22 protein-coding genes are annotated in these 25680 nt (G+C 61.1%); 10 read left to right on the plus strand and 12 right to left on the minus strand.

Translation table 11 applies throughout. The features are described 5' to 3' along the window. Complete coding sequence (locus ABX74_RS29375) at positions 1–3318, plus strand: UvrD-helicase domain-containing protein (RefSeq protein WP_047890339.1); 3318 nt, start codon at positions 1–3, stop codon at positions 3316–3318. Further along, positions 3315–5183 carry an exodeoxyribonuclease V subunit alpha gene (gene recD, locus ABX74_RS29380; protein ID WP_047890340.1) on the plus strand — a complete coding sequence of 623 codons (1869 nt, stop codon included), beginning with the start codon at positions 3315–3317 and terminating at the stop codon, positions 5181–5183. The genes ABX74_RS29375 and recD overlap by 4 nt, the downstream gene beginning before the upstream one ends. A 26-nt stretch (positions 5184–5209) precedes the next feature. Here recD and ABX74_RS29385 read toward each other — a convergent pair whose 3' ends face one another. Next, positions 5210–5578 carry a cupin domain-containing protein gene (locus ABX74_RS29385; RefSeq protein WP_047890341.1) on the minus strand — a complete coding sequence of 123 codons (369 nt, stop codon included), beginning with the start codon at positions 5576–5578 and terminating at the stop codon, positions 5210–5212. Between the two features lie 245 nt (positions 5579–5823). Next, complete coding sequence (locus ABX74_RS29390; RefSeq protein WP_047890342.1) at positions 5824–6387, minus strand: TetR/AcrR family transcriptional regulator; 564 nt, start codon at positions 6385–6387, stop codon at positions 5824–5826. Positions 6388–6486: 99 nt separating this feature from the next. Between ABX74_RS29390 and ABX74_RS29395 the strand changes: the two genes are divergently transcribed. Next, entirely contained in the window at positions 6487–7713 is a 1227-nt protein-coding gene (locus ABX74_RS29395; protein WP_020968452.1) for a metal-dependent hydrolase family protein, read from the plus strand. Further along, on the plus strand, positions 7710–8582 hold the full coding sequence (locus ABX74_RS29400) for an alpha/beta hydrolase (RefSeq protein WP_047890343.1): 873 nt from the start codon (positions 7710–7712) through the stop codon (positions 8580–8582). The genes ABX74_RS29395 and ABX74_RS29400 overlap by 4 nt, the downstream gene beginning before the upstream one ends. A 164-nt stretch (positions 8583–8746) precedes the next feature. Here ABX74_RS29400 and ABX74_RS29405 read toward each other — a convergent pair whose 3' ends face one another. Together ABX74_RS29405 and ABX74_RS29410 are read right to left on the minus strand one after the other, a co-directional pair. Next, the gene (locus ABX74_RS29405) at positions 8747–10057 is read right to left on the minus strand and encodes an NAD(P)/FAD-dependent oxidoreductase (protein WP_019746926.1); all 1311 of its coding nucleotides are present in this window, start codon (positions 10055–10057) and stop codon (positions 8747–8749) included. 256 nt (positions 10058–10313) lie between these two features. Continuing rightward, positions 10314–11654 carry an MFS transporter gene (locus ABX74_RS29410; RefSeq protein ID WP_047890344.1) on the minus strand — a complete coding sequence of 447 codons (1341 nt, stop codon included), beginning with the start codon at positions 11652–11654 and terminating at the stop codon, positions 10314–10316. A gap of 50 nt (positions 11655–11704) precedes the next feature. Between ABX74_RS29410 and ABX74_RS29415 the strand changes: the two genes are divergently transcribed. After that, positions 11705–13291, plus strand: a complete 1587-nt coding sequence (locus ABX74_RS29415; RefSeq protein WP_223258048.1) for a PucR family transcriptional regulator — start codon at positions 11705–11707, stop codon at positions 13289–13291. A gap of 639 nt (positions 13292–13930) precedes the next feature. Here ABX74_RS29415 and ABX74_RS29420 read toward each other — a convergent pair. From ABX74_RS29420 to ABX74_RS29430, 3 genes are all read right to left on the minus strand, one after another. Then, positions 13931–15355, minus strand: coding sequence for a PQQ-binding-like beta-propeller repeat protein (locus ABX74_RS29420; protein WP_047890356.1), 1425 nt, complete (start codon positions 15353–15355; stop codon positions 13931–13933). Between the two features lie 142 nt (positions 15356–15497). Then, entirely contained in the window at positions 15498–16799 is a 1302-nt protein-coding gene (locus ABX74_RS29425; RefSeq protein ID WP_047890345.1) for a TrpB-like pyridoxal phosphate-dependent enzyme, read from the minus strand. A 228-nt stretch (positions 16800–17027) separates the two neighbouring features. Continuing rightward, positions 17028–17486: a PaaI family thioesterase gene (locus ABX74_RS29430; protein WP_003945940.1), complete on the minus strand. Its 459-nt coding sequence runs from the start codon at positions 17484–17486 to the stop codon at positions 17028–17030. An 85-nt stretch (positions 17487–17571) separates the two neighbouring features. On the opposite strand from ABX74_RS29430, the gene ABX74_RS29435 reads away from it, so the two are divergent. The 3 genes from ABX74_RS29435 (at position 17572) to ABX74_RS29445 (ending at position 20002) form a co-directional block, all read left to right on the plus strand. Continuing rightward, on the plus strand, positions 17572–18147 hold the full coding sequence (locus ABX74_RS29435; protein WP_007734151.1) for a TetR/AcrR family transcriptional regulator: 576 nt from the start codon (positions 17572–17574) through the stop codon (positions 18145–18147). Positions 18148–18219: 72 nt separating this feature from the next. Next, entirely contained in the window at positions 18220–18723 is a 504-nt protein-coding gene (locus tag ABX74_RS29440; RefSeq protein WP_019746932.1) for an SRPBCC family protein, read from the plus strand. A 28-nt stretch (positions 18724–18751) separates the two neighbouring features. After that, positions 18752–20002: an NADH:flavin oxidoreductase/NADH oxidase family protein gene (locus tag ABX74_RS29445; RefSeq protein WP_020906263.1), complete on the plus strand. Its 1251-nt coding sequence runs from the start codon at positions 18752–18754 to the stop codon at positions 20000–20002. Here ABX74_RS29445 and ABX74_RS29450 read toward each other — a convergent pair whose 3' ends face one another. Both ABX74_RS29450 and ald read right to left on the minus strand, forming a co-directional pair. Further along, a complete protein-coding gene (locus ABX74_RS29450; protein ID WP_020906264.1) occupies positions 20003–20878 on the minus strand; it encodes an aldo/keto reductase in 876 nt (291 codons plus the stop codon). Positions 20879–20931: 53 nt separating this feature from the next. Beyond that, positions 20932–22032 (minus strand): alanine dehydrogenase, encoded by a 1101-nt coding sequence (ald, locus tag ABX74_RS29455; RefSeq protein WP_020906265.1) that lies wholly within the window; start codon positions 22030–22032, stop codon positions 20932–20934. A 109-nt stretch (positions 22033–22141) separates the two neighbouring features. Between ald and ABX74_RS29460 the strand changes: the two genes are divergently transcribed. Further along, positions 22142–22663, plus strand: coding sequence for an Lrp/AsnC family transcriptional regulator (locus ABX74_RS29460; protein WP_019746936.1), 522 nt, complete (start codon positions 22142–22144; stop codon positions 22661–22663). A 7-nt stretch (positions 22664–22670) separates the two neighbouring features. On the opposite strand, the gene ABX74_RS29465 is transcribed toward ABX74_RS29460, so the two are convergent. From ABX74_RS29465 to ABX74_RS29475, 3 genes are read right to left on the minus strand one after another with little or no spacing between them, the layout of a single operon-like run. After that, positions 22671–23735, minus strand: a complete 1065-nt coding sequence (locus ABX74_RS29465) for a maleylacetate reductase (protein WP_020906266.1) — start codon at positions 23733–23735, stop codon at positions 22671–22673. 1 nt (position 23736) lies between these two features. Next, positions 23737–24525: a pirin family protein gene (locus ABX74_RS29470; RefSeq protein ID WP_020906267.1), complete on the minus strand. Its 789-nt coding sequence runs from the start codon at positions 24523–24525 to the stop codon at positions 23737–23739. A 37-nt stretch (positions 24526–24562) separates the two neighbouring features. Next, the gene (locus tag ABX74_RS29475; protein WP_020906268.1) at positions 24563–25078 is read right to left on the minus strand and encodes a VOC family protein; all 516 of its coding nucleotides are present in this window, start codon (positions 25076–25078) and stop codon (positions 24563–24565) included. Between the two features lie 111 nt (positions 25079–25189). Between ABX74_RS29475 and ABX74_RS29480 the strand changes: the two genes are divergently transcribed. Then, a complete protein-coding gene (locus tag ABX74_RS29480) occupies positions 25190–25660 on the plus strand; it encodes a MarR family winged helix-turn-helix transcriptional regulator (RefSeq protein WP_020906269.1) in 471 nt (156 codons plus the stop codon). Positions 25661–25680: the final 20 nt, after the last annotated feature.

Here is a 25680-nt window from a genome sequence, read left to right on the forward strand (position 1 = left end):
GTGGACTTCGACCTTTTGGGGCCGCTACCGACCGGCACCACGGTGTTGGAAGCGAGCGCCGGAACTGGCAAGACCTACGCGATCGTCGGACTCGCAACCCGTTGTGTTGCCGAAGGTCTCGCTGACATTTCGCAAGTTCTGCTGGTGACATTCAGCCGGGCCGCCACTCAGGAACTTCGTGAGCGTGCCAGGGAGAGGTTCGCCGGAGTGTCCGCCGCTCTGGTCGACCCGGAGGCGGCGAGGCGGTCGGATGATGATCTGGTGTCGTACCTCGCCACAGCTGACGACGAGGAGATCGGCGTGCGGCGTCGTCGACTCCTGCGCGCTCTCGCGGAGTTCGACGCCGGCACCATCACGACCACCCACAGTTTCTGTCAGAGGATGCTCGACGGACTCGGCATCGCCGGGGAACGCGAACCCGACACAACTTTTGTGGAGTCGGTCGACGACCTGATCAGTGAGGTCGTCTCGGATTTGTACCTCAGCCGCTACAGCCGGACGGACTCGTCTCCACCGTTTTCCACGAAGGACGCGCTGGCCATTGCCCGAAGCGCAGTCGGCGATGGCCAGGCAATTCTCGAACCCGACGGCGAGGAGGAGACCGCTCCCGGTCAGCGAGTCCTGTTCGCGGCGGCTGCTCGTCTCGAGGTTGAACGACGTAAGCGGACCAAAGGAATTCGCGACTTCAACGATCTCCTGACGCTGCTGCACGGCGTGTTGACGGATCCGGAATACGGCCCCGTGGCGTGCCGTCGGGTGCGCGAAAAGTTCAAGGTCGTGCTGATCGACGAGTTCCAGGACACCGATCCGTTGCAGTGGGACATTCTGCGGTTGGCCTTCCACGGACACACCACCCTGGTCCTGGTCGGTGATCCCAAGCAAGCTATCTACGCGTTCCGCGGGGCAGAAGTCCTGAGCTATCTCGATGCGGTCGATCAGGCGGATGCACACCAGGAGTTGACCACCAATTGGCGCAGCGATCCAGGGTTGTTGGCGGCACTCGAACACCTCTACGGCGGCGCCGCACTGGGTAACGAGGGTATCGTCGCGCATCCAGTGGAGGCTTCGCACAAGAAGTCTCGGTTGTCCGGCCCGGTGCCGATGCGTGTACGCCATCTGCCGCGTACCGGAGCCGGACCGCTCAATCGTTCGGGATTTCCGGCCGTAGGCAGACTTCGCAGTCGCGTCGCGGACGACGTCGCAGCAGACGTGGTCGGACTGCTGGGCAGCGATGCCCGCTTGGCGGTCGACGGTGATCCGCGCCCGGTCGAGCCGGGAGACGTCGCGGTATTGGTGCGCACCCACAAGCAGGTGGCGATGATTCGCGATGCCCTCGATGCCGTCGGTGTACCTTCCGTATTGACCGGCGGTTCCAGTGTTTTCGCGACACCCAGCGCAACACAGTGGCTGTGGCTGCTGCAGGCGATCGAGCAGCCGCACCGGTCCGATCGCGTCCGGTTGACCGCCCTCTCTCCGATTTTCGGGCGCACCGCCGAAGAATTGGACCTCGACGGCGACAACGTCGTCGCGGAACTCGCGGGTCAACTGCGCTCATACTCCGGGTTGTTCGCACGCGTCGGGTTCGCGGCCGTGTTCGAAAGGATCTCCGCCGAAACGAATCTGGAGAAGCGTGTACTCGCGGCCCCGTCCGGCGAACGAGATTTCACCGATCTGCGGCACGTCGCACAACTTCTCGGCCGCGTCGCCACCGAGGAAGCGTTCGGGTTGAGCGCATTGGTTCGCTGGCTCTCCGATCGGATCAAGGACCCGACGTCCGGGAGTGCCACCGACAGAAGCCGTCGCCTCGACAGCGATGCTGCCGCTGTACAAATCGCAACCGTGCACGCCACCAAAGGGCTCGAATTCCCGATCGTCTACGTCCCGTTCAGTTGGGAGAGCGTGGGCGGCTTCAACTCTCCGACGCAGTTGTTGCACGATCCGGATGGGCGCCGCATCCTCGACGTCGGTGGGCAGGAAGGCCCGGGGCACAACGCCAGAAAGACTGTTGCGGAGGCTGAAGAAGCGGGCGAAGAACTGCGGCTGCTGTACGTGGCGCTGACCCGGGCGCAGTGCCAACTCGTGCTCTGGTGGGCGCCCAGCTACGGGACCTCCCGCTCGCCGCTGCACCGGTTGATGCTCGGACGTACACCCGGCATCGCCGAACCTGCTCGGGTAGTGAAGGTGCTCGACGACGGTACAACCGCAGCACGACTCGCGACGTGGCCGGCAGCAGCTTCCGATGTGATCTCGGTGGAACCTGTTGGTCCACATCCACCCTCGCCCGTCCAGTGGTCCGGTGCAGCCGCGAACGTGACCGAACTGGCCGCGGCGCGTTTCGATCGAGACCTGGACACTCTCTGGCGTCGTACGTCGTACTCGGCACTGACCGCCGGAGCGCACCACGCGGTCACGAGCACCGACAGTGAGGTAGAGGATCCCGAAAAGGACGACGAGCCGGAGGATTCCGTAGACGTCGGGACCGTCACCCCCTCGCCGCTGGAGGCGTTGCCTTCACCGATGAACGGTCTTCCGGCGGGCGCCGCATTCGGCACGCTGGTGCATGAAGTGCTCGAGGTGGTGGACACGGCTGCTTCAGACCTGAGAGCGGAACTCCGTATACGCTGCGCCGAGGCGGTCTCGGTTCGGGCGGCCGAGGTCGACTCCGAAGCACTCGCGGATGCGTTGTTGCTGGTGATGCAGACTCCACTGGGATTCGGAACCTTGGCCACGATCGCGCCGAAAGATCGTCTTCCCGAACTCGATTTCGAACTCCCACTGGCCGGTGGCGACGATCCGGTGTCGATGAGTGTCACACTTCGCGGAGTGTCGGAACTGTTGAGGCGCCACCTTCCCCCGGACGACATTCTGGCGTCGTACGCCGACCATCTTGACCGTGTCGAGACGTCACCGATGCGCGGGTTCCTGACGGGCAGTATCGACGCCGTCTTGCGGATCCCGGGCCCGTCGTTCGTGATCGTCGACTACAAGACAAATCGGCTGGGCCGCGGCGATCTGACGGCTGCCAACTACACGCGCGAACTCATGGCGACGGAGATGATGCGCTCGCACTATCCCTTGCAGGCACTGCTGTATTCGGTTGCGCTGCATCGATATCTGCGGTGGCGACTGCCCGACTACGATCCGCATCGCCATCTCGGGGGTGCGCAGTATCAATTCGTGCGGGGGATGCTCGGCCCGGACAGTCCGCCGGAATGTGGTGTATTCGAATGGAAACCGCCTGCTCAGCTGACGGTTGAACTATCGGATCTGCTGGCCGGTCTTGATGCGTCCCACACAGTAGGGGAGAAGATTCGATGACCGAGGCGCAATTGGCGCAGCGCGCCAAAGGGATCGTGCGAATCTTCAATGAAGCCGGGGTTCTGGTTGCCGCCGATGTTCATGTCGCGACGAGAGTGTGCAGCCTGGGCGGTGAAACTTCCGAAGAAGTAATGCTGGCCGCGGCGTTGGCAGTTCGGGCCGTGCGATCAGGTTCGGTGTGCCTCGATCTACGACGGATGCGCGACGTGAGCGTCGACAATGCGACGGAAGACGAACTCACGTCGTTGCCGTGGCCCGAACCGTCGGAGATCGTTGCCGCCCTTCGCCTGAGCCCTCTGGTGATCGGCGGCAACGCCGGACCGCTCAGGCCCCTCCGGTTGGTCGACACGGACGACGGTGAGCTTCTCTACCTCGATCGGTACTTTCTGCAGGAGCAGACGATTCGGCGAGTGCTCGACGAGCGTGCGTCCACGTGGCCGCCCGCCGACCTGAAAGCGGTCCGAACGCGCCTGGATTCGCTGTTCGTCGACGAGAACGGGCCGACCACCAGCCCTGATCGTCAACGGATAGCCGCTGCTCTCGCCGCGACACAGTGGACGACGGTCATCGCCGGTGGGCCCGGAACCGGCAAAACCCATACGGTCGCACGTATTCTCGCTCTCGTGTCGGAGGAACTGGGTTCGAATGCTCGTATCGGGCTGGCCGCACCGACGGGCAAAGCCGCAGCACGTCTGCAAGAGTCCGTACGTGAGCAGACCGCGAGCCTTGGCCTTCCCGAAGAACTCGCGGCCATGACCCTGCACCGGCTACTCGGTTGGCAGCGGGGGAGTTCGAGCCGTTTCAAATACAATGCGACCAACAGACTTCCCTACGATGTGGTCGTCGTCGACGAGACGTCGATGGTCTCCCTCACCTTGATGGCGCGCCTGCTCGAGGCCGTTCGCCCCGATGCCCGGCTACTGCTCGTCGGCGATCCCGATCAGTTGACCTCCGTCGACGCCGGCGCTGTTCTTGCTGACCTTGTCGCCCGCCCGGTAGAAGTCAGTGGAAATCCGGCGCTGACACAGTTGGTGGGTGACGATCTCACGGCCACCGGTTCCGAAGAGGCCCTGAGTGTGGACGAGCAGGATCGTCTGCGGGGCGGGATCATTCAACTCTCACGTGGGCGCCGCTTCGACGGAACCATCGCGTCGTTGGCCAGAGCAGTACGCGCTGGAGATTCCGCTGAGGTTCTGCGCATCCTGCGTAGTGGCGATCCCGCCGTCTCCTTCCATTCTCCCGAGGACGTTGACGCATTACGCGCCGATATCGTTGCGAGTTCAGAGGTGGTGACGGCGTCGGCCGAGGAGGGTGATGCGATCGGCGCCCTGAAAGGCCTGGAATCGCACCGCCTTCTGTGCGCGCACCGTGACGGACCGTACGGTGTCGGGCGGTGGGCGCAACAGGCGATGGAGTGGGTCGGCACGGCATCAGGGCAATTCCTGGACCCGACGAGGTGGTATCCGGGCCAACCCCTGTTGGTGACGGCCAACGACTACGAGGCCAAGATCTACAACGGGGATGCCGGGGTGATCGTGCAGCGTGAGGATGGCGTTCCTATTGCTGCATTCCAGCGGGGGAGTGATGCGTTTCTGATTCACCCGAGCCAACTCTCGTCGGTGCAGACCGTTTACGCGATGACGATTCACCGGAGCCAGGGCAGCCAGTACGACACGGTATCGGTGATGCTGCCGGCCGAGGCGTCGTCACTGCTGACCCGGGAGTTGTTGTACACGGCGATCACTCGCGCCAGAAACCATGTGAGGGTAATCGGCACGGAGGATTCCGTGAGGGCGGGAGTTCAGCGACAGGTGCTCAGGGCAAGTGGGTTGCGTCGGGAGATCCGTCCGTACGACGGGCCGTAAAAGTCGGATGTTGCGGATTCTCTTGGTCATACGTTGTATACGACGAACACCTTGCGTACGGTCTCGGTGACCGTCCACGTACCCTTCCATCCGATTGGGAAGATTGCACTCGTACCGGCAACGAGATGTACGGGATCGCCGTCGTCCTCCTCGACGGTCATGGCGCCGGAGACGATGGTGATGATCTCGCCGCGAGTGGGGAACTCCCACCGCGACTTTCCCGGTTCGCTCTCCCAGACTCCGGATTGAATGCGGCCGTCGTCGCTGGTGAACTCGACGTCTGCGCGAGTGATGATGTCTCCGGCGAGTGGCTCTGCACTGGGTTGGTCGAGCAGTGCTTGCTGGAAGATCCCACTTGCGCTGTTCAACTCTGCGGCACGGAAGGTAATGGTCACAATTCAATCCTGACTTTCGAAACTCATGTGAATCATCGGACTTGTCGATGATGTCGTGTGTCTGCTGGGTCGGGATAGGTTCACTTGTCGCATCTTTCGGCACTTCGCTCGTACAGATGTCGAAAGTGCGATCACCCACCACTTGGCCGGGGTTGAGGGACCCAGCTGACGCCGAAACAGGCCCGAGCCCATGACAAAACCGCCCCCGTCTGTGATTTCGAACGAGGGTGATCGGTTGTGAGGCCTTACGTGGTGGACGCTGTCAACGAGGTGATGAAGCGCTCGGCTGCGGCGTCGACCTCGGCGTCGGGGGTGAGCAACCTCTGCAGCAACAGTCCTCGCAGACATGCGGTTGCGATGATGCTCTGCTGCTTTGCATCCACCACTGTGAATCCTTCGCGAAGGGCTGCCGCTTCGAGGAGGTGCGCCAAGTCGTCGAGGTCGGCGGCGAAATCTTGAAATGCTTTGTGCTCGTAAACCGCAAGTCCGGCCAGGTGAAAAAAGGTGCGGCTTCGATCTTCATGCTCGGCGTTCGAGTAGAAACTCCAGATCGCCCTGCTCAGGGCCGCGAACCCGAGATCCTTGCCCATCGCGGCGATGACGAGGTTGTCACGGCGGCGCGCTTCCGACAGTACGGCGCTGAGGAGACCTGGTCGTGATCCGAAGTGATAGGTCAGAAGCGTGTGGTGCACTCCGAGACGCTCCGCTACTTGGCGCATCGACAGCTTCGGACTTGGGCCGGTTTCACCGAACTCGTCGAACAGTGCCTGTAACAGTCGCTCTCGACCCTCCCCAACCGGCGATCTCACGCTACCTCCATTGACGGGTTCACCACTGTTGAGTACGGTACCGCATATCGAATTCACCAGTGTTTAGGAAAGAGGTTTTCTAATGCTCGGGAGGTCCCTTTGACTGACGTATGGTTTGCCGGCGGCATGGTCGCGGATGGATCGGGTACCGACCCGGTCGAAGTCGACGTGTGCGTGAGCGGCGGCATTGTCACCGCGATCGGACAGGCGCCGTCGGGTTCGACGACAGTTGACTTGGACGGCATGCTTCTGACTCCGGGGCTGATCGATGCTCATGTCCACCTGGGTATTTCGAGTCCGATCCGAAGGCAATTCGGGTTTGAGCTCTCGGCAGCGGAACTGGCTGCGGGCATCTTCGCCACCGCGGGCGATGCCCTCGACGCAGGCTTCACCACGGTGCGAGACGTCGGTGGCATCGACGGCGGAGTCGTCGACGTTATTGCGAGCGGCAAGGTGCGTGGTCCGCGTGTCCTCTCGTGTGGTCCTGTGCAGTGCCAGACCGGTGGACACGGCTACTACGGGGCCGCATGGGAGCCGACCGAGCTGTGGAACATGCACCACATTCCAGGGCTCTGCGCCTTGTCCTTGATGTCGGGTAATGCCGACGAGCTACGACGCAACGTGCGCGAATCGTTCCGCCGAGGCGCAACATTTCTGAAACTGTGCGTCACCGGCGGTGTCGTCGGAGGCCATGACCGCCTCACCGACACACAGTTCACCGTCGAGGAAATCTCCGTGGCAGTGGAAGAAGCAGCGTCGCGCGGCACCTACGTCACGGTCCACGCGCACAACAATGCGGGCATTCGCAACGCAGTGCGGGCGGGAGTGCGGTGCGTGGAACACGGCACCGACATCGACGCGGAGACTGCCCAGTTGATGCGCGAGCACGACGTGGCTCTGGTCCCCACCTTCGCCGTGGTGGAGCAGTTGACGGACACCGAAAGCATGGACCTGGACCCTGCAATACGAGAGCGTGCAGCCGGAGTGCGTCAACGCATGGCCAGAGCGCTCGAGGCCTCTCGCGCAGCAGGCCTGAGGATCGGCCTGGGCTCGGACCTCATCGGGCCGCACCAAAAGCGCCGAGGTGAGGAGTTGCGCTTGCGCGCGGAATTGGAGTCGCCGATGCATGCACTCGTTTCGGCCACCAGCGTCAATGCCGACATTCTCGGTATCGGGGAAACCGTCGGGACTATCCGCGTCGGTATGCAGGCGGACATGGTTGCCTGGCAGCAAGACCCACTCCGAGACGCAAAGGTGTTCGCCGATCCGGACATGGCTGCTCTCGTCGTGAAGTCCGGCAATATCGTCAAGGGAGACGTTCGATGAGCGCAATGCTGCACGGATGTTTTGCAGACACGGAGTACTTCGAAATAACGGCGAAGTCGGGGCACAGCTACGGCGTCTGGGTGACCACACCCCCCGGCTACGCGGACTCCACGGATCCCTTACCGCTGATCTACGTGATGGACGGCAACTGGGCTGTAGGTCTTACCGCCCCGCTCATCGTCACGCAGGCAGACCCGTACCTGACGGTCGCCCCGTACATTCAGGTCAGTGTCGGATATGCCGGTGAGGAGGCCGCCAACTGGGCACGGCTCCGCAACCGCGATCTCGTGCCGCCTGGGGAACCGGTAGGCGAAGAAATGATGGCTACTCTTGCCGCTGCTCGCGACTCGGGTGCAATGACCCAGGAGTACGTGGACGCCTACCTCGAGGAGCTGGCAGACACCCACGGGGACGTCTTCCTCGACTTCCTGACCGACGAACTCCACCCTCGCCTGTACTCGTCGGAGCTACGTGTCAGCGAGTCCGGGCACGGACTCTTCGGGTACTCGTACGGAGGCCTTTTCGCCCTCTACGCATGGCTGCGCGACGCGCCCCCATTCGCGACCTTCGGTGCGGGTAGTCCCGGAGTTGTGAACGCCGACAGCCAGATCCACACACTGGTCGAGGCACTGCCCGAGCGTGGCGTGGGCTCAGTTGTTCCGCAGCTGCACGTCACGCTGAACGAAGCCGAACTGACTGGACCCATTCCGATCTATCGCGGACTGTCACGCAATGTTCTCGCCGTCGTGGAGCAGTTGCATGGCAAGGGACGGTCGCAGGATGTTTCGACCGCGTTGTTGCACGAGACGCACGTCACCGGGCTGCAGGCATCGTTCCTGAGCTACTTGAAGACCTGCCATGCACGATAGCTCTCCGTCCCGGAGACGATGTGCACGCTGACACGTTCTAGGGCGATTTTCCGTAGACGCCGTTGAAGGAGAAGTCGGCTGTGGGTGTCCACCACGTGGTGGACACCCACAGCCGTGTCTATTCAGTTGTCGCGGCTGTCGATTCTCCAAGCCGGACAAGACTTCTAACCCATGACCGTCCCGGTCGACTCGGCATTGGGTGCCCGAAGGCGGGAGAATGCGCCGAGGTCGATTTCGAGCCCGGTGTGCATCCCGACATAGGTCAGGGGATCAGCGTCGTGATCGTGTCCAGCTTCCACTTCGTCGATGATCCTGGACATGAGGCGCCCAGCGATTGGCGCATTTTTGAATTGGTTCCCGCTGGTGCCCATGGCGACGTAGAAACCTTGTCTGTCTGTCTTGTCGTAGATCGGGGTCCAGTCAGACGCTGCGTCGTACACGCCGGCAATACCTTTCGGTTGTGAAGGGACCTCCAGGGTGGGGAAACGCCTGGCGGCGCGGAAAACCTGCGCTTCGAATCGGGCAACAGTGCGATTCGGGTTTGCGGTATCAGGATCGTCGATCCACTCGAGCGGATCGCAATCCGGTTCGGTTCCGCCGACGAGGAAACCGTTTCCAGGTTCGGCTCGCATGTAGGTTCCGAGATCCAAATCGGCGATCATCGGGCCGAGGATCTCGTTTTCGTTGTACTCAGTGGGTGCGGTGATGTGATGGACTTCCTGACGCAAGGGCCGAACCGAAACCTTGAAGTCGGACCCGACATTCGACAGCTTGTTGAACGCTCCTGACCAGGGGCCGGCGGCGTTGACGACAATCTTGGATTTCACACTTTCCCCGTCGTCGAGCCCTAGCTGCCAGGTGCCGTCAGGCAACTGCTCGACTGCCACCACACGCGTGTTGTATGCGAAAACCGCACCGTGCGAACGTGCTGCCGCAGCAAGATTCGCGGCTGCCAGTTGCGGGTCGTCGACGAACCCCGCCTGCGGTGTGTACAGCGCGCCGAGCGTGGTTTCCGCATCTGCGAAGAAGGACTCCGAGTCGACTGGCTTCGGTGGATAGTATTTACCTGCGTCGATACCGGGAATCTTTTCGACGAGTGTCGTTGCGTCCCAAAGTTGGTAGTCGATTCCGATCTTCTCGAACAGTCCAATCGTGCGCGCGTGGGGTGCGACGTCGACATCGAGCAGTGCCATCCCGCATTGCCGAAACTTCGCAAGCGCGCCGTCGACTGTCGCGTTGAGATGCTCGTTCCAGTTTTGCCAGCAATGCAGCGACTCCCAAGCCGCAGCCATACCGTCGAATGTGGAGTAGTTGAACCGGATGACCGCACTGGATGCACTGGTCGAGCCGTAGCCCGGACCACCAGACTTGTCGATGACCAGGACTTCGTAGCCTCGAGCGGCCAGTTCGTAGGCGATGGAGCTGCCGATCACTCCAGCTCCGACCACAACTGCATCGGTCTTGTCGGTAGGCACTTTCGGCCCCTCTTTCTACTGATGGCTTCGCCGGATCGAAGCGCAGCTATTCGATCCGGCGAGCTTGGGTTCTGGTAATTCCGACGCCGTCGACTTCCTCTGGAGACCCGCATCCCGACTTCTCGGATTCGGCTCTGCCTTAATGGATTTGGTACCTGAAAGTCCAGAGGTGTCCGTCGTCCTCAACTCTCTCGTGGCGGCCATCGGAACGCTATCGACAGCTGCTCAAAAAATCACAGCCGTGGCGCGTCCGTTGTCAGAAATGTTTCGTCGAGCTGCCCCGCGTGGCAGGCCAGTCTTTCGATTCCGGAATCCCTCGCCACAGAATGGGAAGTGCGATCAAAGCGATGGCGGTCGCGTAGAAGGCAGGCGACAGATCGCTTCCAGTGACGTTGACCAGTGCTGCGCACACCAGCGGCGCAGTTCCTGCAAAGAGTGCATATGCGATGTTGTAGGGGATCGCCGTGCCGGTGAATCGAGCATGCGTCGGCATCATTTCGAGAATTACGAGCAAAGCGGACGCGAGTAGGGAAAGCGCGATGACCAGAGCAGCCAGTGCAATGGCAATCGCGAAAATGTTTCCGGTGCCGATGAGCATGTAGCTGGGCACCGAAACGAAAACTGACATCACCATGCCGATTCTGACGAGAGGTCTCCGGCCGATTCGGTCGACCGTAGCGCCGAAGAAGATGAACAGCGGGACTGCGAGAACCAAAGCGCCGGTTGTCATCAGCAGTGCCACCGTGCTCGAAACGTCGGCTGAAAGAATCAGAAATGTCGGCATGTAGCCGAGCAGCATATGAGTAACGACACCGAGCGAGGCGAAATACACGAATGACGTGAGCAGAGTCCGCCAGTGATTGCGGAACAGATCTGTGAGAGGGCGGGTTGGAAGGGAATCGTTTTCTTTCATTTCCTTGAAAGCCGGAGTTTCCTCGACCGCAAGCCTCATGAACAGTCCCACCATGGCGACAACGCCTCCGATGATGAACGGCCAACGCCATCCCCCGTCGGCAAAGGACTCAGTGCCGACCAAGCTGAATGACAAGACTGTGACCGTGGCCAAGATGCTGCCGACGAACGACGAAGAGCTGATAATCCCTGCGTACAAGCCGCGCCGGTGAGACGGCGCATGTTCGACGACGAAGGTTGCCGCTCCGGTGTATTCGCCGCCGGCCGAGAATCCTTGAACCAAGCGACAGAGCAGCAGCAACAGCGGTGCTGCAACACCGATCGAAGCGTAGGTCGGTAGGAGGCCGATAGCCGCTGTCGAGCAGCCCATGAGCGTAATAGCCAGGGACAGTGACCTCCGTCGGCCGAGGCGGTCACCCAGTCTTCCGAAGAATATGCCGCCGGCAGGTCTGGCCAAGAATGCGACTCCGTAAAGAGCGAAGGTGGCAAGCAGTGCGCCACTGCCGAACTCCGGAGGGAAGAACACTGTCGCGAGAACTGCGGCAGTGAAACCGTAGATCGTGAAATCGAACCATTCGACGATGTTGCCTGTCGCGCCGGCAATCAGGGCCCTACGGCGCGCCGATCGACGTCCGGGTGACGTCTCGGTTTGATGCTCTACAGAAGCATTTGCTGTGCCGGTCATGATGATTCCTCTCGGGATCTGCTGAATAGCAACGGTTTTGCGACGTCACGGTGGCCGATGTCGTTCGGAGGCATGCGAAATTGAAAGAGGCCGACCGGACCCACGTTGATCTGGCGAACGGAGGTTGCGATCGATTCCGGATCAGGGACAACGCTTTCTCACGCGAGAGCGTGTCGGCTGGCTTCGACCCACAATGCAAATCTCACGGCTGCAACGAATCTCGTCGCTGTCGTGCAACCTGTCGTTGCTGGGTATGCCTGGTCGCGGGCCGAGCGAACACGTTCCGGGTCTCATGTGCTTCGGCATGTAGCGAGCTTATGGCGCGAAAGTTAGTTGCATCACTGTCATTCGTTAAAACTGTCGCGGACGAATTTAGTCATATGTTGCAAAACGGCGAGCGTGGCTCGTACAGTTCGACCATGGCCGGAGAACTACAGCATTTGGTGGATACTACCGGGCGACGACTGGACCGTTCCGTTGCGATCGACGATGCACAGATCCGTCTACTCGCGTACAACTCGCATGACAGTGCCGTCGATTCAGTCAGAATGAATTCCGTTCTACAGCGGAATGTTTCACGCGAGATTGTGGACTTCATCTACGCGAGTGGAGGCCGTGAAGCCCTCGATCTCTTCACTGTTCCCGTCAACGAAGAACTAGGGCTGACCCTTGGCCGGGTCGGGATGCCGATCCGGTACCGCAATGCGCTGCTGGGCTTCGTCTGGCTGTTGACTTCAGAGGGCGAAGTTGACGAGGATCAAGCCGAGGTCTTGAGGCGCACGGCTGATGCGGCGGCGATGATCCTTCATCGCGGACAGTTGCTGGACGAGTTGTCCCGAAGTCGGGAGCGGGAACTTACTCGAGACGTACTGTCTGGCGAGCGGTCGCTGCGCGAGGACGCGGCAAGCAGATTGGCTGATGAGGGCTTGATGGCTGCGGGTCCAGCAGTCGCGGTCACTATGTTGCTTCGTCCCGTGCACCGGTCGACATTGACCGAAAGAGATCGTCTGAGTGTTGCCGTCGGCGTCGATCAGCTTCGGCGGAGGCTCCCGCGGAACAGTGCAATCCAACTCGACCGCCCCGACCACAGTCTGCTGATCGTATCGGTGGCCGAACACTCGACTCAAACCCATCTGGACTCGTTGATCGTGGCAGCCCGGGAGCGAGTCTTGTCTGAAAGTGGGCGCCAGAACATCGAATGTTGGGTTGGTATCGGTGAACTGCGAACCTCGGTTGCAGACGTGCGCGAATCCTACGAAGAGTCCAGACGCTCCGCAGATGTAGCCCAGGTCGTCAAGGTGCTCGGAAATGTTGTGCATTATCGGGATCTCGGCGTCTACGGACTTCTGGCCGAACTGTCGGAGGATCGACTCGAGAACAGTATTCACTCAGGTTTGCAGTCCTTGCTCAGCCATGAGGACTCAAAAAGTGAGGCTCTTCTCGCGACGCTGGAGAGCTTTTTGGACAATGCCGGTGACGTAAAGCGGACGTCCGAGGCGCTCTGTGTGCATCGAGGGAGCTTGTACTATCGTTTGCGGCGAATTCAGGAGATAACACGCGCAGACTTGGCAAACGGCGACGACCGGTTGGCATTGCATTTAAGTCTGAAAGTCGCGCGGTTGTTAGATCTCCGATGATCCCAACCGAGAAGAGGGGACTGCGGAAGAATCCAGCGGCTCAACGTAGTTCGGGGCTTTCGATCGTCAAGCATGATGGTTCTGGGGTGGGAAAGGAAGCGCGTCGTACATCGGCCGGGGTGGGTTGGCTTGACCTGCTGAGACGTTCATACGTTTGATCGGGCACCTTCTATCCTCCTGTCGGCAGATGCGGCGGAGTGCAACTTTTTCGGGCATTGAAAGTGCAGAATCGTCCAGATGAGTGTCGAGCTGCGTGAAGAACGCGCGTTTTTGCAAACCGAAATGACGACGAATTTGGTCTGAGTTCGGTCCCCCGGTACGCAGATGTTTGCGCGCAAACTGGACTATTTGTTGCCGACTGCACACAGGGGATTTCGCGTCCATCCGTTGGCTCCCTTTACGGTTGGATTGGATCAGATACCTGAGCCGGTGCGATTTTTGCGCACCCCTTCACTGCAGGTCTGGTCTGATCTTTCCGAAATTGGAGTCGCGGAGATATATGCAGTTGTTCGAGATCGTTCCCCCGAAATTGAACAAACGCGCCAGACTGGATTGTGGCCATTGATGCTGCACGTCTAGCCATTTGCTTGCTGCTGAGCTGGCTGGTCAGCGCGACACAGTATCGGTGATGTTGCCGGCCTATCGCCAAACGGTGAAATGGTTCTGCCAGGAGAACGACACGTTTTTGCCGGCATTCGAGACGACGACTCCGCGCGGATCGACTTCTGGGGGAAGGGGAACCGACCACATCATCTTTCCGTCGCGAGCCCGGATCGCGTGCATGCCGGTGTAGTCACTGAAGACGAAGTGGTCGCCATCGGTTACCCCGCTGCGAACCCAGTACGCGTCTTGCCAGGGCGTTTGCCACAACTGTCGGCCACTCTCGATGTCGAGACCCGAGATTGTGCGAGTCTCGGGAGACGTGACCAGGATTGTTTTTCCTACCACCGCGGCGATGGCGCTTCCCGTCCCGGCCATCGCGGTGTTGACGATTTGTGAACTGCGCCAAAGTTCGTCACCGGAATTCGGGTCGTAGGCGCCGTCGCCGAGAAACATCGGCAGGGCCGTCGAGGACGTACTTGGGTAGGACGACGATGAGGAAGAGGGAATCGGTATCGCACGAATCGTGGATCCATCTGAAGCCAAGAGGTTTTGGGTTCCCACATAGCCTGATCTGCCTCCGACACTGGTGAGGAACAATCCGTTCCCGGCCGGGGCAAGCGAATCGCCCTCGAATCTGAATCGTTCTGCGCCGGAATCCAGATCGTAGATTCGATAGCGGTACTGTGGGTCCCCGCCATCGCCCTGTTCCATCGCAATGACAGTGTCGGTGTGAGGGACCGTGTAGACGGCCCCGAACTTCTCACTTGGTTCGAAGGTGCGAACGAAGTTGGCCGTTAAGTTGGTTGTGTTGCCGCTGGCGAGAATTCGTGTTCGAATCGTTCCGTCCATCCTTTCGCCGGACGTGTACACGGTGTCTCCGGTGATGACGGCGCCATTGAGATCGAAGTCGGTTCCGAGGTCGGACAACAGAGTTCCGGTCGCGGTATCGACAAAGATCATCCGTCGATCGCCCCAGCACGCGATGATCGTGGATTCGTTCTGTTGGCTGCACTGGCCGATGACTCCGCCGATTCGCGTTTTCCACAGCGGACTTCCGTCGTCGGGATTCACACCGACCAGTGTGACGGCACCGACTCCCTGACTCGACGAAGACTCGTCGGTCTTGGGAAGGGGATAAGCAGTCGCAGCCACCAGCACGTCACCGACTTGGTACGTGTTGCCGTAGCCGTAGTAGCGATCGAGGCCGGAAGGCATCGACAGCAGTACGGCGCCGGAGTTGTCCGTGAGCGTTCGAACATCGAGTTCCCAAGCTTGTTGCGGAGGATCGGAGAGGTCCACGTCGACAACCCCCTGCTCGACGATCGGACCGCCTATCTTCTGCTTCGGCGAGGCTGCCTCACTGGAGTCGGAGAGTGCCGATACGACGATGAACGCGATCGCCACGATCAACGCCAGTCCGAGGGCGACCAGTTTCCAGTGTTCCTTCAACCGAAGCTGCATCGAAAGACCGTAACCGATCGAGCAAACTGATCGGTTCGTTTCGCGGACGGCCGGCTCGATGTCGATCGCGAGATCGAGCCCACGTGCTCGGTGTGACGAAGTGTGGTGGCCTCGTACACACGAGACCACCACACCGACGGCGTCAGACGTAAGGCGAGTACGCCGGGAGATCCAACTGACCGTTGCCCGACAGTCCGATCACAATCACCTCGGGTTCGGTGACGGCGCGAGCGTGAGCGATGGCGCCGGCAACCGCGTGGGTTGATTCCGGAGCCGGGATGATCCCTTCGGCGCGTGCGAAAATCAGACCGGCCTGGAGCGCGTCGTCCTGATCGACGGCAATCGCATCCATGAGTCCGAGGTTGACCGCATGCGAGACCATCGGCGACATACCGTGGTAGCGAAGGCCACCGGCATGGATCGCCGGGGGAACGAAGTCCTTACCCAGAGTGTGCATCTTGAGCAGCGGAGTCAGCCCGGCGACGTCACCGAAGTCGTACCGGTACTCGCCCTGGGTGAGGGACGGGCATGCCGAAGGCTCGCAGGCGACCAGACGAGTCTTGGTGCCTTCGCGAAGGTTTCGTCCCAGGAACGGGAAGGTGAGTCCGGCGAGGTTGGAACCGCCACCGGCGCAACCGAACACGGTGTCGGGGACGGCGTCGCCGGCTTCTTTGAGCTGGACCATTGCTTCCTGACCGATCACGGTCTGGTGAAGCATGACGTGGTTCAGCACGCTACCGAGTGAGTAGTGCGTGTTCGGATCCTGCGCAGCGACCTCGACGGCCTCACTGATCGCCATACCAAGCGAGCCGGTGGTGTCGGGATGCGACTTCAACAGTGCGCGTCCGGCTTCCGTCAGGTCGGAAGGCGACGGGTGACAGATTCCGCCGTACGCCTCCATCTGGATGCGTCGGTACGGCTTCGAATCGAAGGAGGAGCGAACCTGCCACACCTCGACGTCGAGTCCGAGCAGTGCGCCCGCGAACGACAGCGACGCACCCCACTGGCCTGCGCCGGTTTCGGTGGTGAGCTTGGTGGTTCCTTCGATCGCGTTGTAGTACGCCTGCGCGACAGCAGTATTCGGCTTGTGTGAACCGACCGGGCTCACGCCTTCGTACTTGTAGTAGATGCGGGCAGGCGTGCCCAGAGCGCGCTCGAGTCGATGCGCACGGAACAGGGGAGATGGCCTCCACATGCCGTAGATCTCGCGAACCGTCTCCGGGATCTCGATGTAGCGCTCGGTTGCGACTTCCTGCGCGATGAGGTTCATCGGGAACAGCGGCGCCAAGTCCTCAGGGCCGAGCGGCTCACGAGTGCCCGGATGCAGGTGCGGGGGAACAGGCTCGGGGAGGTCAGCCGCCAGGTTGTACCAGTGCGTCGGCACTTTCGACGGGATGGAGACGCCCAAAGGCTCGAGCGAACGGTTGAGTGGGGTGGTGGTCAACTAACTCTCCTTCGTGGATTCGGTACCTGATCTTGGCGGTCGTAGCGACGACGCGTACGGCATTTGCCGGATCGGGGATCCTGGAGAGGAGCCTGCTGGACCACCCGATGTCGGTCCGGGCAGCACGCAGTTGCGGCTGACCGTCAGCGGTCGGGCCACCAGAGGTGCGCAGTGAGCAGGGTCACGAGCCGATCGTACATCGGTACTCGCGCCCTGCTCACGTCGGGCTTAGCGGAAAATCATGCACGTCGTGGTTCCATGCGCCACCAACTTGCCGTTCTTGTCCAAGACCTTGCCCTCTGCCGTCGCGGTACGCCCGCCCACGTGAATGACGCTGCCGTGGGCTGTCAGTTCGTCACCGTCGAGAGGCACCGTGCGGATGTAGTTGAGCTTGAGTTCGAGGGTCGTGTAGCCGACGCCGGCCGGAAGCATCGTGTGTACCGCGCAGCCCATGACCGAGTCGAGCAGCGTTGCGCAGATGCCGCCGTGCACAGTGCCGAGCGGGTTGCTGAAATCGGCGCGCGGGGTCAGGGCGAAGCTCACGGATCCTTCGTTGACCTCGCGCATCTCCATGCCGAGGAGGCGTCCGATGCTGGGTCGGTCGTTGACCTGCGTTCCCATCCAGCGGAGAAGTTCGAGGCCTGTCATCTGCGCCGGATCGACGGTCGCGGTTGTCTCGTCACTCATTGTTTCATCCCATCACTATGTAGGTCGTCATACATAACGTAGCGTATGAGTCGACAGGTGTACCGACGGCCGAAGGATCTGTGACATGGCAGAGCTGAGCTCACGTGATCGCATGATTCGCAGTGCGGTTGAACTGATCAGCCGCAACGGTGTCGACGCGACGTCCTTCAGCGACGTCATCAAGCACAGCGGCGCACCCCGTGGGTCGATCTACCACCACTTTCCTGGCGGTAAGACCGAGTTGATGGTCGAAGCCGTGCGCGCGGCCGGTGCGATCATCACCAGACGGATCAGCTCGGCTGCGGCTACCGGTTCCACGGCCGACGTGATCGAAGCGGTCGGAGACATCTGGCGACTCAATCTCACACGCTCGGACTTCGCGATCGGCTGCCCGGTGATTGCCGGCGGGTTGGCGCGTGCCAGTGAGCCAGAAGTCGCGGAAGTGTCGGCTGAGGTCATGCTGGGATGGCAGAAGTTGATCGAATCGCAACTCGAAACTGCGGGTTATCCTGCAGTGCAGGCAAAATCGATGGCAAACCTGACGATCACGTCGGTCGAAGGTGCAGTGGCGGTGTGCCAGACGACTCGAAGTATCGAGCCGCTCGAACAGGTCATCGCTTCACTGCAGGGGCTCTCTCGTTCTGAGGCTTGGTCCCGCTGAGCCTTCGGGGGTTGACTTCGGTCGTCAAGTATCCGTAACTTCATGTAACGGCTAATTGGGCAGGAGTAGGCGATGACACATTGGTTCGACCTCGAACCGGTCGGTGTCGATTTCTTCGACACGGCACCGCATATCTTCACGTACTCGATCGATCTCGCCGCCGAACCTGACGCCGTCTGGGCCGGTCTGACCGCCGACGAGCCTTTGTCGTGGTGCCGACTGCTCACAAAAGTGCACTACACCTCGCCGCGCCCCTACGGCGTCGGCACGCGCCGAATCGCGGAGGTGGGCGGCGGTGCGATGCAGATGCGCGAAAAGTTCATCACCTGGGACGACGAAACGCGTCGGCACTCGTTTTACGTCGAACAGTCCAATGTTCCGCTGTTCCAATCCTTCGCGGAGGACTACCGCGTCGACGAGCTCGCAGTGGGTTCGAGACTGCAGTGGAATTTTGCATTCTCGCCGCGTCCGAAGCTGTCGCTCGCGGTGCGCGGCGGGCTACCGGTCAACTCGCTGATCTTCTCGAGCTTCGTGCGCGATACCAAGCGGCACTTCGGTTCTGCGCCACGCCATTGACTTTCTTCCCTTCATACGAGAGGCATCCATGACCACGCTCGGAGAATCATTGACTTTGCCCTGCGGGCAGATCCTGCGGAATCGCACGATGAAAGCTGCGCTCAGCGAGGCTCTGGGGGACCGGACTCATGGACCGTCCACTCGCTTGGAAACGCTGTACGGTCGTTGGGGCAGTGGCGGGTTCGGTTTGCTGATCACCGGCAATGTCATGGTCGATCGATCGCAGATCGCCGAACCGGGCAATGTCGTCGTCGACGACGATCGTGATGCCGAAGCACTGACTGCCTGGGCCAAGACCGCCAAGAACGGCGGCGCCGAGATCTGGATGCAGCTGAACCACCCAGGGCGGCAATCCAACCCGATTGCCAGCAGAGGTAGACCGGTCGCCCCGAGCGCGATCGCGCTGAAGATTCCGGGAATGGCGACGCCGCGAGAACTCTCGACCGCTGAGATCGACGAGATCATCGACAAGTTCGCGGAAACCGCTCGCGTCGCCGAGTCCTCCGGCTTCGGGGGCGTGCAGATACACGCAGCGCACGGTTATCTTGTTGCGCAGTTCCTTTCGCCCTTGTCCAATCAGCGGACGGACGAGTGGGGTGGAGATCCTGAGCGTCGACGACGCTTTCTGATCGAGATCGTTCGGCGCATACGCTCTGCCGTTGCTCCGGGATTCGCGGTCTCGGTCAAGCTCAACTCGGCTGATTTCCAACGAGGTGGATTCTCGGAAGACGAGTCGCGAGAAGTAGTGCGCGCGTTGACCGAAGAGTCGGTGGATCTCATCGAGATCAGCGGTGGCAGTTATGAATCGCCGGCCATGATGGGTAAAGCGCAGAAGCAGAGCACTCGCGATCGAGAGGCATATTTCCTCGAGTACGCCGAGACAGTCCGAGCGATTGCCGGCGACATTCCCTTGGCGGTCACCGGCGGCTTCCGCTCGCGATCGGCGATGGTCGAGGCACTGGCTTCCGGCGCGTGCGACGTGATCGGCCTCGGCCGGCCGACGATCACGATCCCCGACGCGGCAACCGTTCTCCTGGAATCGGATCGGGAACGATTGACCGTGCCGACTGTTGAGTTCGGAGCGCGGAAGTTGTTGGGGAAGGTTGCCGACATCTCGATGCTCGACGGTGCACTCGACCTGCAGTGGCATACCGATCAGCTGCACCGGATGGGCGACGGAAGCGAGCCGGATCCGGCTCGGCCGTGGTGGAAGACCCTCGGAACGATAGTGAGGCGAAACGGATTCGATGCGCTTCGCCCCACCAAACGAGCGGCTTGATCAGTTCGGTGCACCGATGTTGAGTTCATCGGGATGCGCGCCGACGCGGGTACCGTCGTCGAGCGTATCGATTTCGCTCAGGTCGAGATCGGTGAGTTCGAAGTCGAATACGTCGATGTTCTGAGCGATTCGAGCATCGTGTACGGATTTCGGGATGACGATCAGGCCGTTCTGAAGGTGCCAACGGATCAGGACCTGCGCGGCAGTCTTGCTGTGGCGGTCACCGATTCGAGTGATGATCGGGTCGGTGAGCAGGGTGTTGGGCTTGGACGCCTTACCCCAACCTGCGTTACTGGTACCGCCGAGTGGGCTCCACGATTCGACCTTGATCCCGTGCTCGGCGGCCTTGTCGCGAATGGCGTGCTGCGTGAGGTGCGGGTGCAGTTCCACCTGATCGACTGCGGGCAACAATCCACCGCGTTCGACGAGAAGCTGCAGATGATGCGGCTCGAAGTTGCACACCCCGATTGCCTTGGCGCGGCCCGATTCCGCGATCTTTTCGAGTGCGTCCCACGTGCGGAGGAGTCGGTCGTTGTCCTGCAGAGGCCAGTGGATGAGGTAGAGATCGACGTAGTCGACGCCCAGCTTGTCGATGCTGGTGTCGAAAGCCTTCAACGCCGGCTCGTAGCCCTGATCCGCATTCCACAGCTTCGTGGTGAGGAATATGTCCTCTCGCGCGACGGACGAGTTGGCGATACCTCGTCCGACGCCCTCTTCGTTCCCATATGCGGCAGCGGTGTCGATGTGCCGGTAGCCGGCGTCGTCGAGAGCGAACCGCACTGCATGCTCGGTTTCGTCGTTGGTGGCCTGCCAGACTCCGAGGCCGAGTTGCGGGATCGTGGTTCCGGAATTCAGCGTGATGTCAGGATTGCTCATGGATCAAGGCTAGCGATCTCGAGCTTTCCTTGCCTGGGTCAGAGCCGCCTGGGTCAGAGAGTCGTAGCCGAGTACCCGTGTGCCGCTGCAACACTGTCGGACAGGAGCAGGCCGTCGTGTGTGCTCAGTCCTGACCCCAGGCCGGGAACTGTCGCGACCGCGTCCTTCCACCCCTTGTCTGCCAATGCGACGACGTACGGAAGCGTCGCGTTGGTGAGCGCGTACGTCGACGTACGGGGGACGGCTCCGGGCATGTTCGCAACGCAGTAGAAGACGGAACCGTGAACCTGGTACGTCGGATCGGCGTGCGTGGTCGCGTGTGAATCCTCGAAGCAGCCGCCCTGGTCGATGGCGATGTCGACCAGTACAGATCCCGGCTTCATGCGCGCCACCAGGCTGTTGGAGACGAGGGTCGGCGCCTTCGCCCCGGGGACCAGCACTGCGCCGATGACGAGGTCGGCGTCGAGTACTGCCTGTTCCAGTTCGAGGCTGTTGGACGTGATGGTCTTGACCTGGCCGTGGTACAGCTCGTCGATTTCCCGCAGGCGCGCGATCGACAGATCGAGAACGGTGACGTCGGCCTGCATGCCGTAGGCCACGGCGATGGCGTTCTTGCCGGAGACGCCAGCACCGATCACCACGACCTTGGCGGGGCGCACTCCGGGGACGCCGCCCATCAGCACTCCGCGTCCGCCGCCGTGACGCATCAAGTGGTAGGCGCCGGCCTGCGGCGCAAGGCGTCCGGCTACTTCGCTCATCGGTGCGAGAAGGGGCAGTGAGCCGTCGGAACCGACAACGGTTTCGTAGGCGATGGAGGTGGTCTTCGAAGCCAGGAGTGCGTCGGTGCATTCCTTCGACGCCGCCAGGTGCAGGTAGGTGAAGAGCACCTGATCCCTACGGAGTCGCGAATACTCTTCTGCAATAGGTTCTTTGACCTTCAGGAGCAGATCTGCGTCTGTCCAGACCTGATCGGCGGACCCGAGGATCTGCGCGCCCGCGGCCTTGAAATCCTCGTCACTGAACGAGGAGCCGACGCCTGCGCCCGTTTCGATGACGACCTCGTGCCCTCGGCCGACCAGTTCGTGGACGCCTGCTGGGCTGATAGCCACGCGGTACTCGTGGTTTTTGATTTCGCGGGGGATTCCGACCTTCATGACGCGGCTCCGAACTGAGTCTGTTGTTTCTTCGAATGGCAGGTGCCAAGCATGAAGTTTCGTCGCCAGATAGTGAAGAGAAGTGAAGATAATTCTCTAGGCTGTATTCATGGTGCGCGAAAGTTCAAAAATCGGTATTCAGACGGCCGCCTCGCCGAAGCATGTTCGGGCTGCCGTGAAGTTGGACGAGGTCGACCGGGTTCTGCTCGAAGAGCTGGCGAAAGACGCGAGGATTCCGAACAATGCGCTGGCCGCGATCGCGGGAATTGCGCCGTCGACATGCCTCGGCCGTGTGCGCGCCTTGGTGGACAACGGCGTGATCAGGGGATTTCACGCGGACATCGACCCCGCCGCTCTCGGAATGGATCTGCAGGCGATGATCGCAGTTCGACTGCAGGCCAACGCACGGTCGCACCTCAACCGGCTCGGCGACGATTTCGCCAAGCTGGACTCGGTGCTCAACGTGTACTTCGTTGCCGGTGTCGACGACTACATGCTGCACGTCGCAACGACGGATTCGGCGCAGTTGCGTGACTTCGTCGTCAACAATCTCTCGGCACATCCAGCGGTTGCTGCGACCGAGACGATTCTGATCTTCGAACACGTCAGGCCTCGAGGCGGTACTGCCTGATTAGTTCTCACCTGATGGCGGGTCGACGCCCGGACCAGGCGTTCTCGAGGAGTTCGCTCAGGCCCGGCGGGGTGATCTCACGCGGGTTCGGATACGCGGCGGAGGTGGCGAGTTCGACTGCATTTTCGATTTGATCGTGACTCATTCCCAGTTCTCGCAGAGTGGTCGGTCCGCCGCACGCGGTGACGAGGTCGAAAACGCCGGTAGCGGCATCGGATGCGCCCAGAGCAGTCGCTATTCGCGACATCACATCCGGGACAGCAGGCGCGTTGAATGCCATCGCGTGGGGGAGGACAACGGTGTGGGTGGGAGCATGCGGCAAACCGAAGCTGCCACCGAGGGTGTGGCACAACTTGTGATGAAGCCCCATACCGACCGTGCCCAAGCAGGTTCCGGCCAACCAGGCTGCTTGCAGTAGTTCGGCCCTACCTTCCAGATTTTTCGGATCATCGACAATGATCGGCAGCGCACGGGCGATCCCGGAGATCGCCTCGATCGCCATCAAGTCCGTGATCGGGTTGGACTCGGTGGAGTACAACGCTTCAACCGCATGCGCCATCGCGTTGACGGCGCTGGTGACGGTGGTATCCAGCGGCAGATCGAGAGTGAGGTCGACGTCGTAGATGACGGTTTCCGGTCTGATGTGGGGAGAGGAGCGAGTTGTCTTGCGTCCGTTCTCTGTTTCACCCAACACCGGAGTGACTTCTGATCCCGCGTACGTTGTCGGAACGACGATCTGATCGAACCCCGCTCGTAGTGCCAGTGCCTTGGACAACCCGGTTGCCGAACCGCCGCCGATCGCGACGACCGTGTCGACGTGATGGTTCTCGGCAAGTCTCAGCGCGGCTGTCGTGACTTCGATCGGAGTATGCATCACAGCGCCGTCGAAGCGGACCACCGCCATGTCGCCGAGAGATTCGGTGACGGCGGCGGCAACCGCGTCGAGTCGACGACTTGCCAGCACCATCACTCGGCTACGGCCGAGCCGCCGCACTTCTTCGGCGATCGTATCGATCATCCCTTGGCCGAAGGCAATTCGAGACGGTGAAGCGTCGTACGAGAAGGGCTTCATGTCATCCCTGAGAAACGGTGGCGTGCATTTCCCAGACGATGACCTCTGCCCCGGTATCGGAGCTGAGCTGCTGACCTCCACCGCCGGATACTCGCACCGCGTCACCTTGTTCGAGCACTCCGACGCCTTCCATGGCGGCCTGACCGTCGGCGACAAAAACATGCAGGAACGGTGCGTCCGGCAGGGTCACAGGTTGTCCGGGTTGCAGACGCGCAACGTGCATCGCGGCGTACTTGTTCTTGATCCGGATTGCCGAGTGATCGGCGTACGCGTCCATGCCCGACGCGACGGGAACCAGTCCACCGGCAAGCAATTCGGCGTCGATCTCCAACTGCTCGTATCCGGGCGTGATTCCGGCCTCGTCGGGGACGACCCACATCTGGATGAAGTGAACCGGGTCGCTGTGCTTGTCGGAATGCGCACCCGCCACGTCACCGAGTCGCCACGAATCGTTCTTCTCCGAATGCAGGATTCCCGTTCCAGCGCTCATCCGCTGGGCGAGACCGGGGTAGATGACGCCCGAATGCCCCATCGAATCCTGATGTACGAGAGAACCTCTCAGTACCCAGGTGACGATCTCCATGTCCTGGTGCGGGTGGGTGTCGAATCCCATTCCGGGCGTGACGATGTCGTCGTTGTTGACCAGGAGAAGACCGTGGTGAGTGTTCTTCGGGTCGTAGTGATTGCTGAACGAGAACGAGTGCTTCGAGTCCAGCCAGCCGGCATTGGACTTGAAGCGATCCCCGGATCGACGGATATCGAGGTTCGGCTGCGACAGAGTGGAGGTCATGGTGTGCCTTCCGAATGGTGTGGGGGAGAGCAAGTTTTCAGAGGACGTGATTGCCGTACATCTCGCCGAGCGGGTCGGCGATCAGCTCGAGTCGAGCGCCGTCGGGATCGCGGAAGTACAACGAAACCTCGCTGTGCTCGATCAGTTCGACGCCGGCCTCGGTCAGTTGGGTGCGCAGCTTCGCCCACTTGGCAGGTTCGACGCTGATCGCGATGTGGTGGAGGCCGCCGAGTACTTCTTGGTACGGGCCCACGTCGAGACCCGGGAAGTCGAAGAAGGCCAGAAGGTTGCCATTGCCGATGTCGAAGAAGAAGTGCGACGACCCGGGATAGTCACGGTTCTCGATCAACTCGGTGAGTGGGAATCCGAGGAGATCCTGGTAGAACTTCACGGTTCGTTCGACGTCACTGCTGATCAGGGCCGTATGGTGCAGGCCGCGTGCGGTCGATGCGGGTCGTTTGTCGGCGGGGAGCAGATGTCGATCCCTGATCTCGGCCCGGCGTTCCTCGAACTGCACTGCGTTGTCGAACTGCACTGCGTTGTTGTCGCTCATGGCGCCCGCCTCTCGGTTGAACCTTCTCTTCGAACAGGTAGTTGACTGATCAACTACATTGAGAATAGATCATTTAATTTCGTTGTCAACTACTTCGGATATACTGGTGTCATGGAATCGACGCGGTGGTTGAGCGACTCGGAGCAAACGGCCTGGCGGGCTTACCTGGACTCGACCCGACTGCTCCAGCGTGTTCTCGATCAGCAGTTGGTGCGAGACTCCGACATTTCCTTCACCGATTTCGAACTGCTGGTCGCTCTCGCCGAAGCGCCCGGGCGGCAACTGCGCATGAGTGAGCTCGCCGATGCTGTGATGGCTACACGAAGTGGTGTGACCAGGGCCGTCAATCGGTTGGTCGGTGCGGGGTGGGTGCGCCGGGTTGAGTGTGTCGACGACAAGAGGGGCGCCAATGCGGAGCTGACCGACTTGGGTGCCGACAAACTGGCGTCGGCAAGCCCGGCGCACGTAGCCGCAGTGCGGGAGAGCATGTTCGATCTGCTGAGCCCGCGAGATGTCGAGCGGCTCGGTGTGGTCTTCGGTGAGATGCGTCGGCACCTTCTCGAGACCCAGTCAGGTAATTGACAGAGCAACGGTCCACGTCA

The sequence above is a fragment of the Rhodococcus sp. ARP2 genome (assembly GCF_001029585.1).
Classification (GTDB): Bacteria; Actinomycetota; Actinomycetes; order Mycobacteriales; family Mycobacteriaceae; genus Rhodococcus_F; species Rhodococcus_F erythropolis.

Excerpts from the sequence above, each read along its gene's own strand:
- recD (WP_047890340.1), top strand. The coding sequence starts at position 3,315 with ATGACCGAGGCGCAATTGGCGCAGCGCGCCAAAGGGATCGTGCGAATC.
- ABX74_RS29400 (WP_047890343.1), top strand. The coding sequence starts at position 7,710 with ATGAGCGCAATGCTGCACGGATGTTTTGCAGACACGGAGTACTTCGAA.
- ABX74_RS29410 (WP_047890344.1), bottom strand. The coding sequence starts at position 11,654 with ATGACCGGCACAGCAAATGCTTCTGTAGAGCATCAAACCGAGACGTCA.
- ABX74_RS29420 (WP_047890356.1), bottom strand. The coding sequence starts at position 15,355 with ATGCAGCTTCGGTTGAAGGAACACTGGAAACTGGTCGCCCTCGGACTG.
- ABX74_RS29430 (WP_003945940.1), bottom strand. The coding sequence starts at position 17,486 with ATGAGTGACGAGACAACCGCGACCGTCGATCCGGCGCAGATGACAGGC.
- ABX74_RS29435 (WP_007734151.1), top strand. The coding sequence starts at position 17,572 with ATGGCAGAGCTGAGCTCACGTGATCGCATGATTCGCAGTGCGGTTGAA.
- ABX74_RS29440 (WP_019746932.1), top strand. The coding sequence starts at position 18,220 with ATGACACATTGGTTCGACCTCGAACCGGTCGGTGTCGATTTCTTCGAC.
- ABX74_RS29445 (WP_020906263.1), top strand. The coding sequence starts at position 18,752 with ATGACCACGCTCGGAGAATCATTGACTTTGCCCTGCGGGCAGATCCTG.
- ABX74_RS29450 (WP_020906264.1), bottom strand. The coding sequence starts at position 20,878 with ATGAGCAATCCTGACATCACGCTGAATTCCGGAACCACGATCCCGCAA.
- ald (WP_020906265.1), bottom strand. The coding sequence starts at position 22,032 with ATGAAGGTCGGAATCCCCCGCGAAATCAAAAACCACGAGTACCGCGTG.
- ABX74_RS29460 (WP_019746936.1), top strand. The coding sequence starts at position 22,142 with ATGGTGCGCGAAAGTTCAAAAATCGGTATTCAGACGGCCGCCTCGCCG.
- ABX74_RS29465 (WP_020906266.1), bottom strand. The coding sequence starts at position 23,735 with ATGAAGCCCTTCTCGTACGACGCTTCACCGTCTCGAATTGCCTTCGGC.
- ABX74_RS29470 (WP_020906267.1), bottom strand. The coding sequence starts at position 24,525 with ATGACCTCCACTCTGTCGCAGCCGAACCTCGATATCCGTCGATCCGGG.
- ABX74_RS29475 (WP_020906268.1), bottom strand. The coding sequence starts at position 25,078 with ATGAGCGACAACAACGCAGTGCAGTTCGACAACGCAGTGCAGTTCGAG.
- ABX74_RS29480 (WP_020906269.1), top strand. The coding sequence starts at position 25,190 with ATGGAATCGACGCGGTGGTTGAGCGACTCGGAGCAAACGGCCTGGCGG.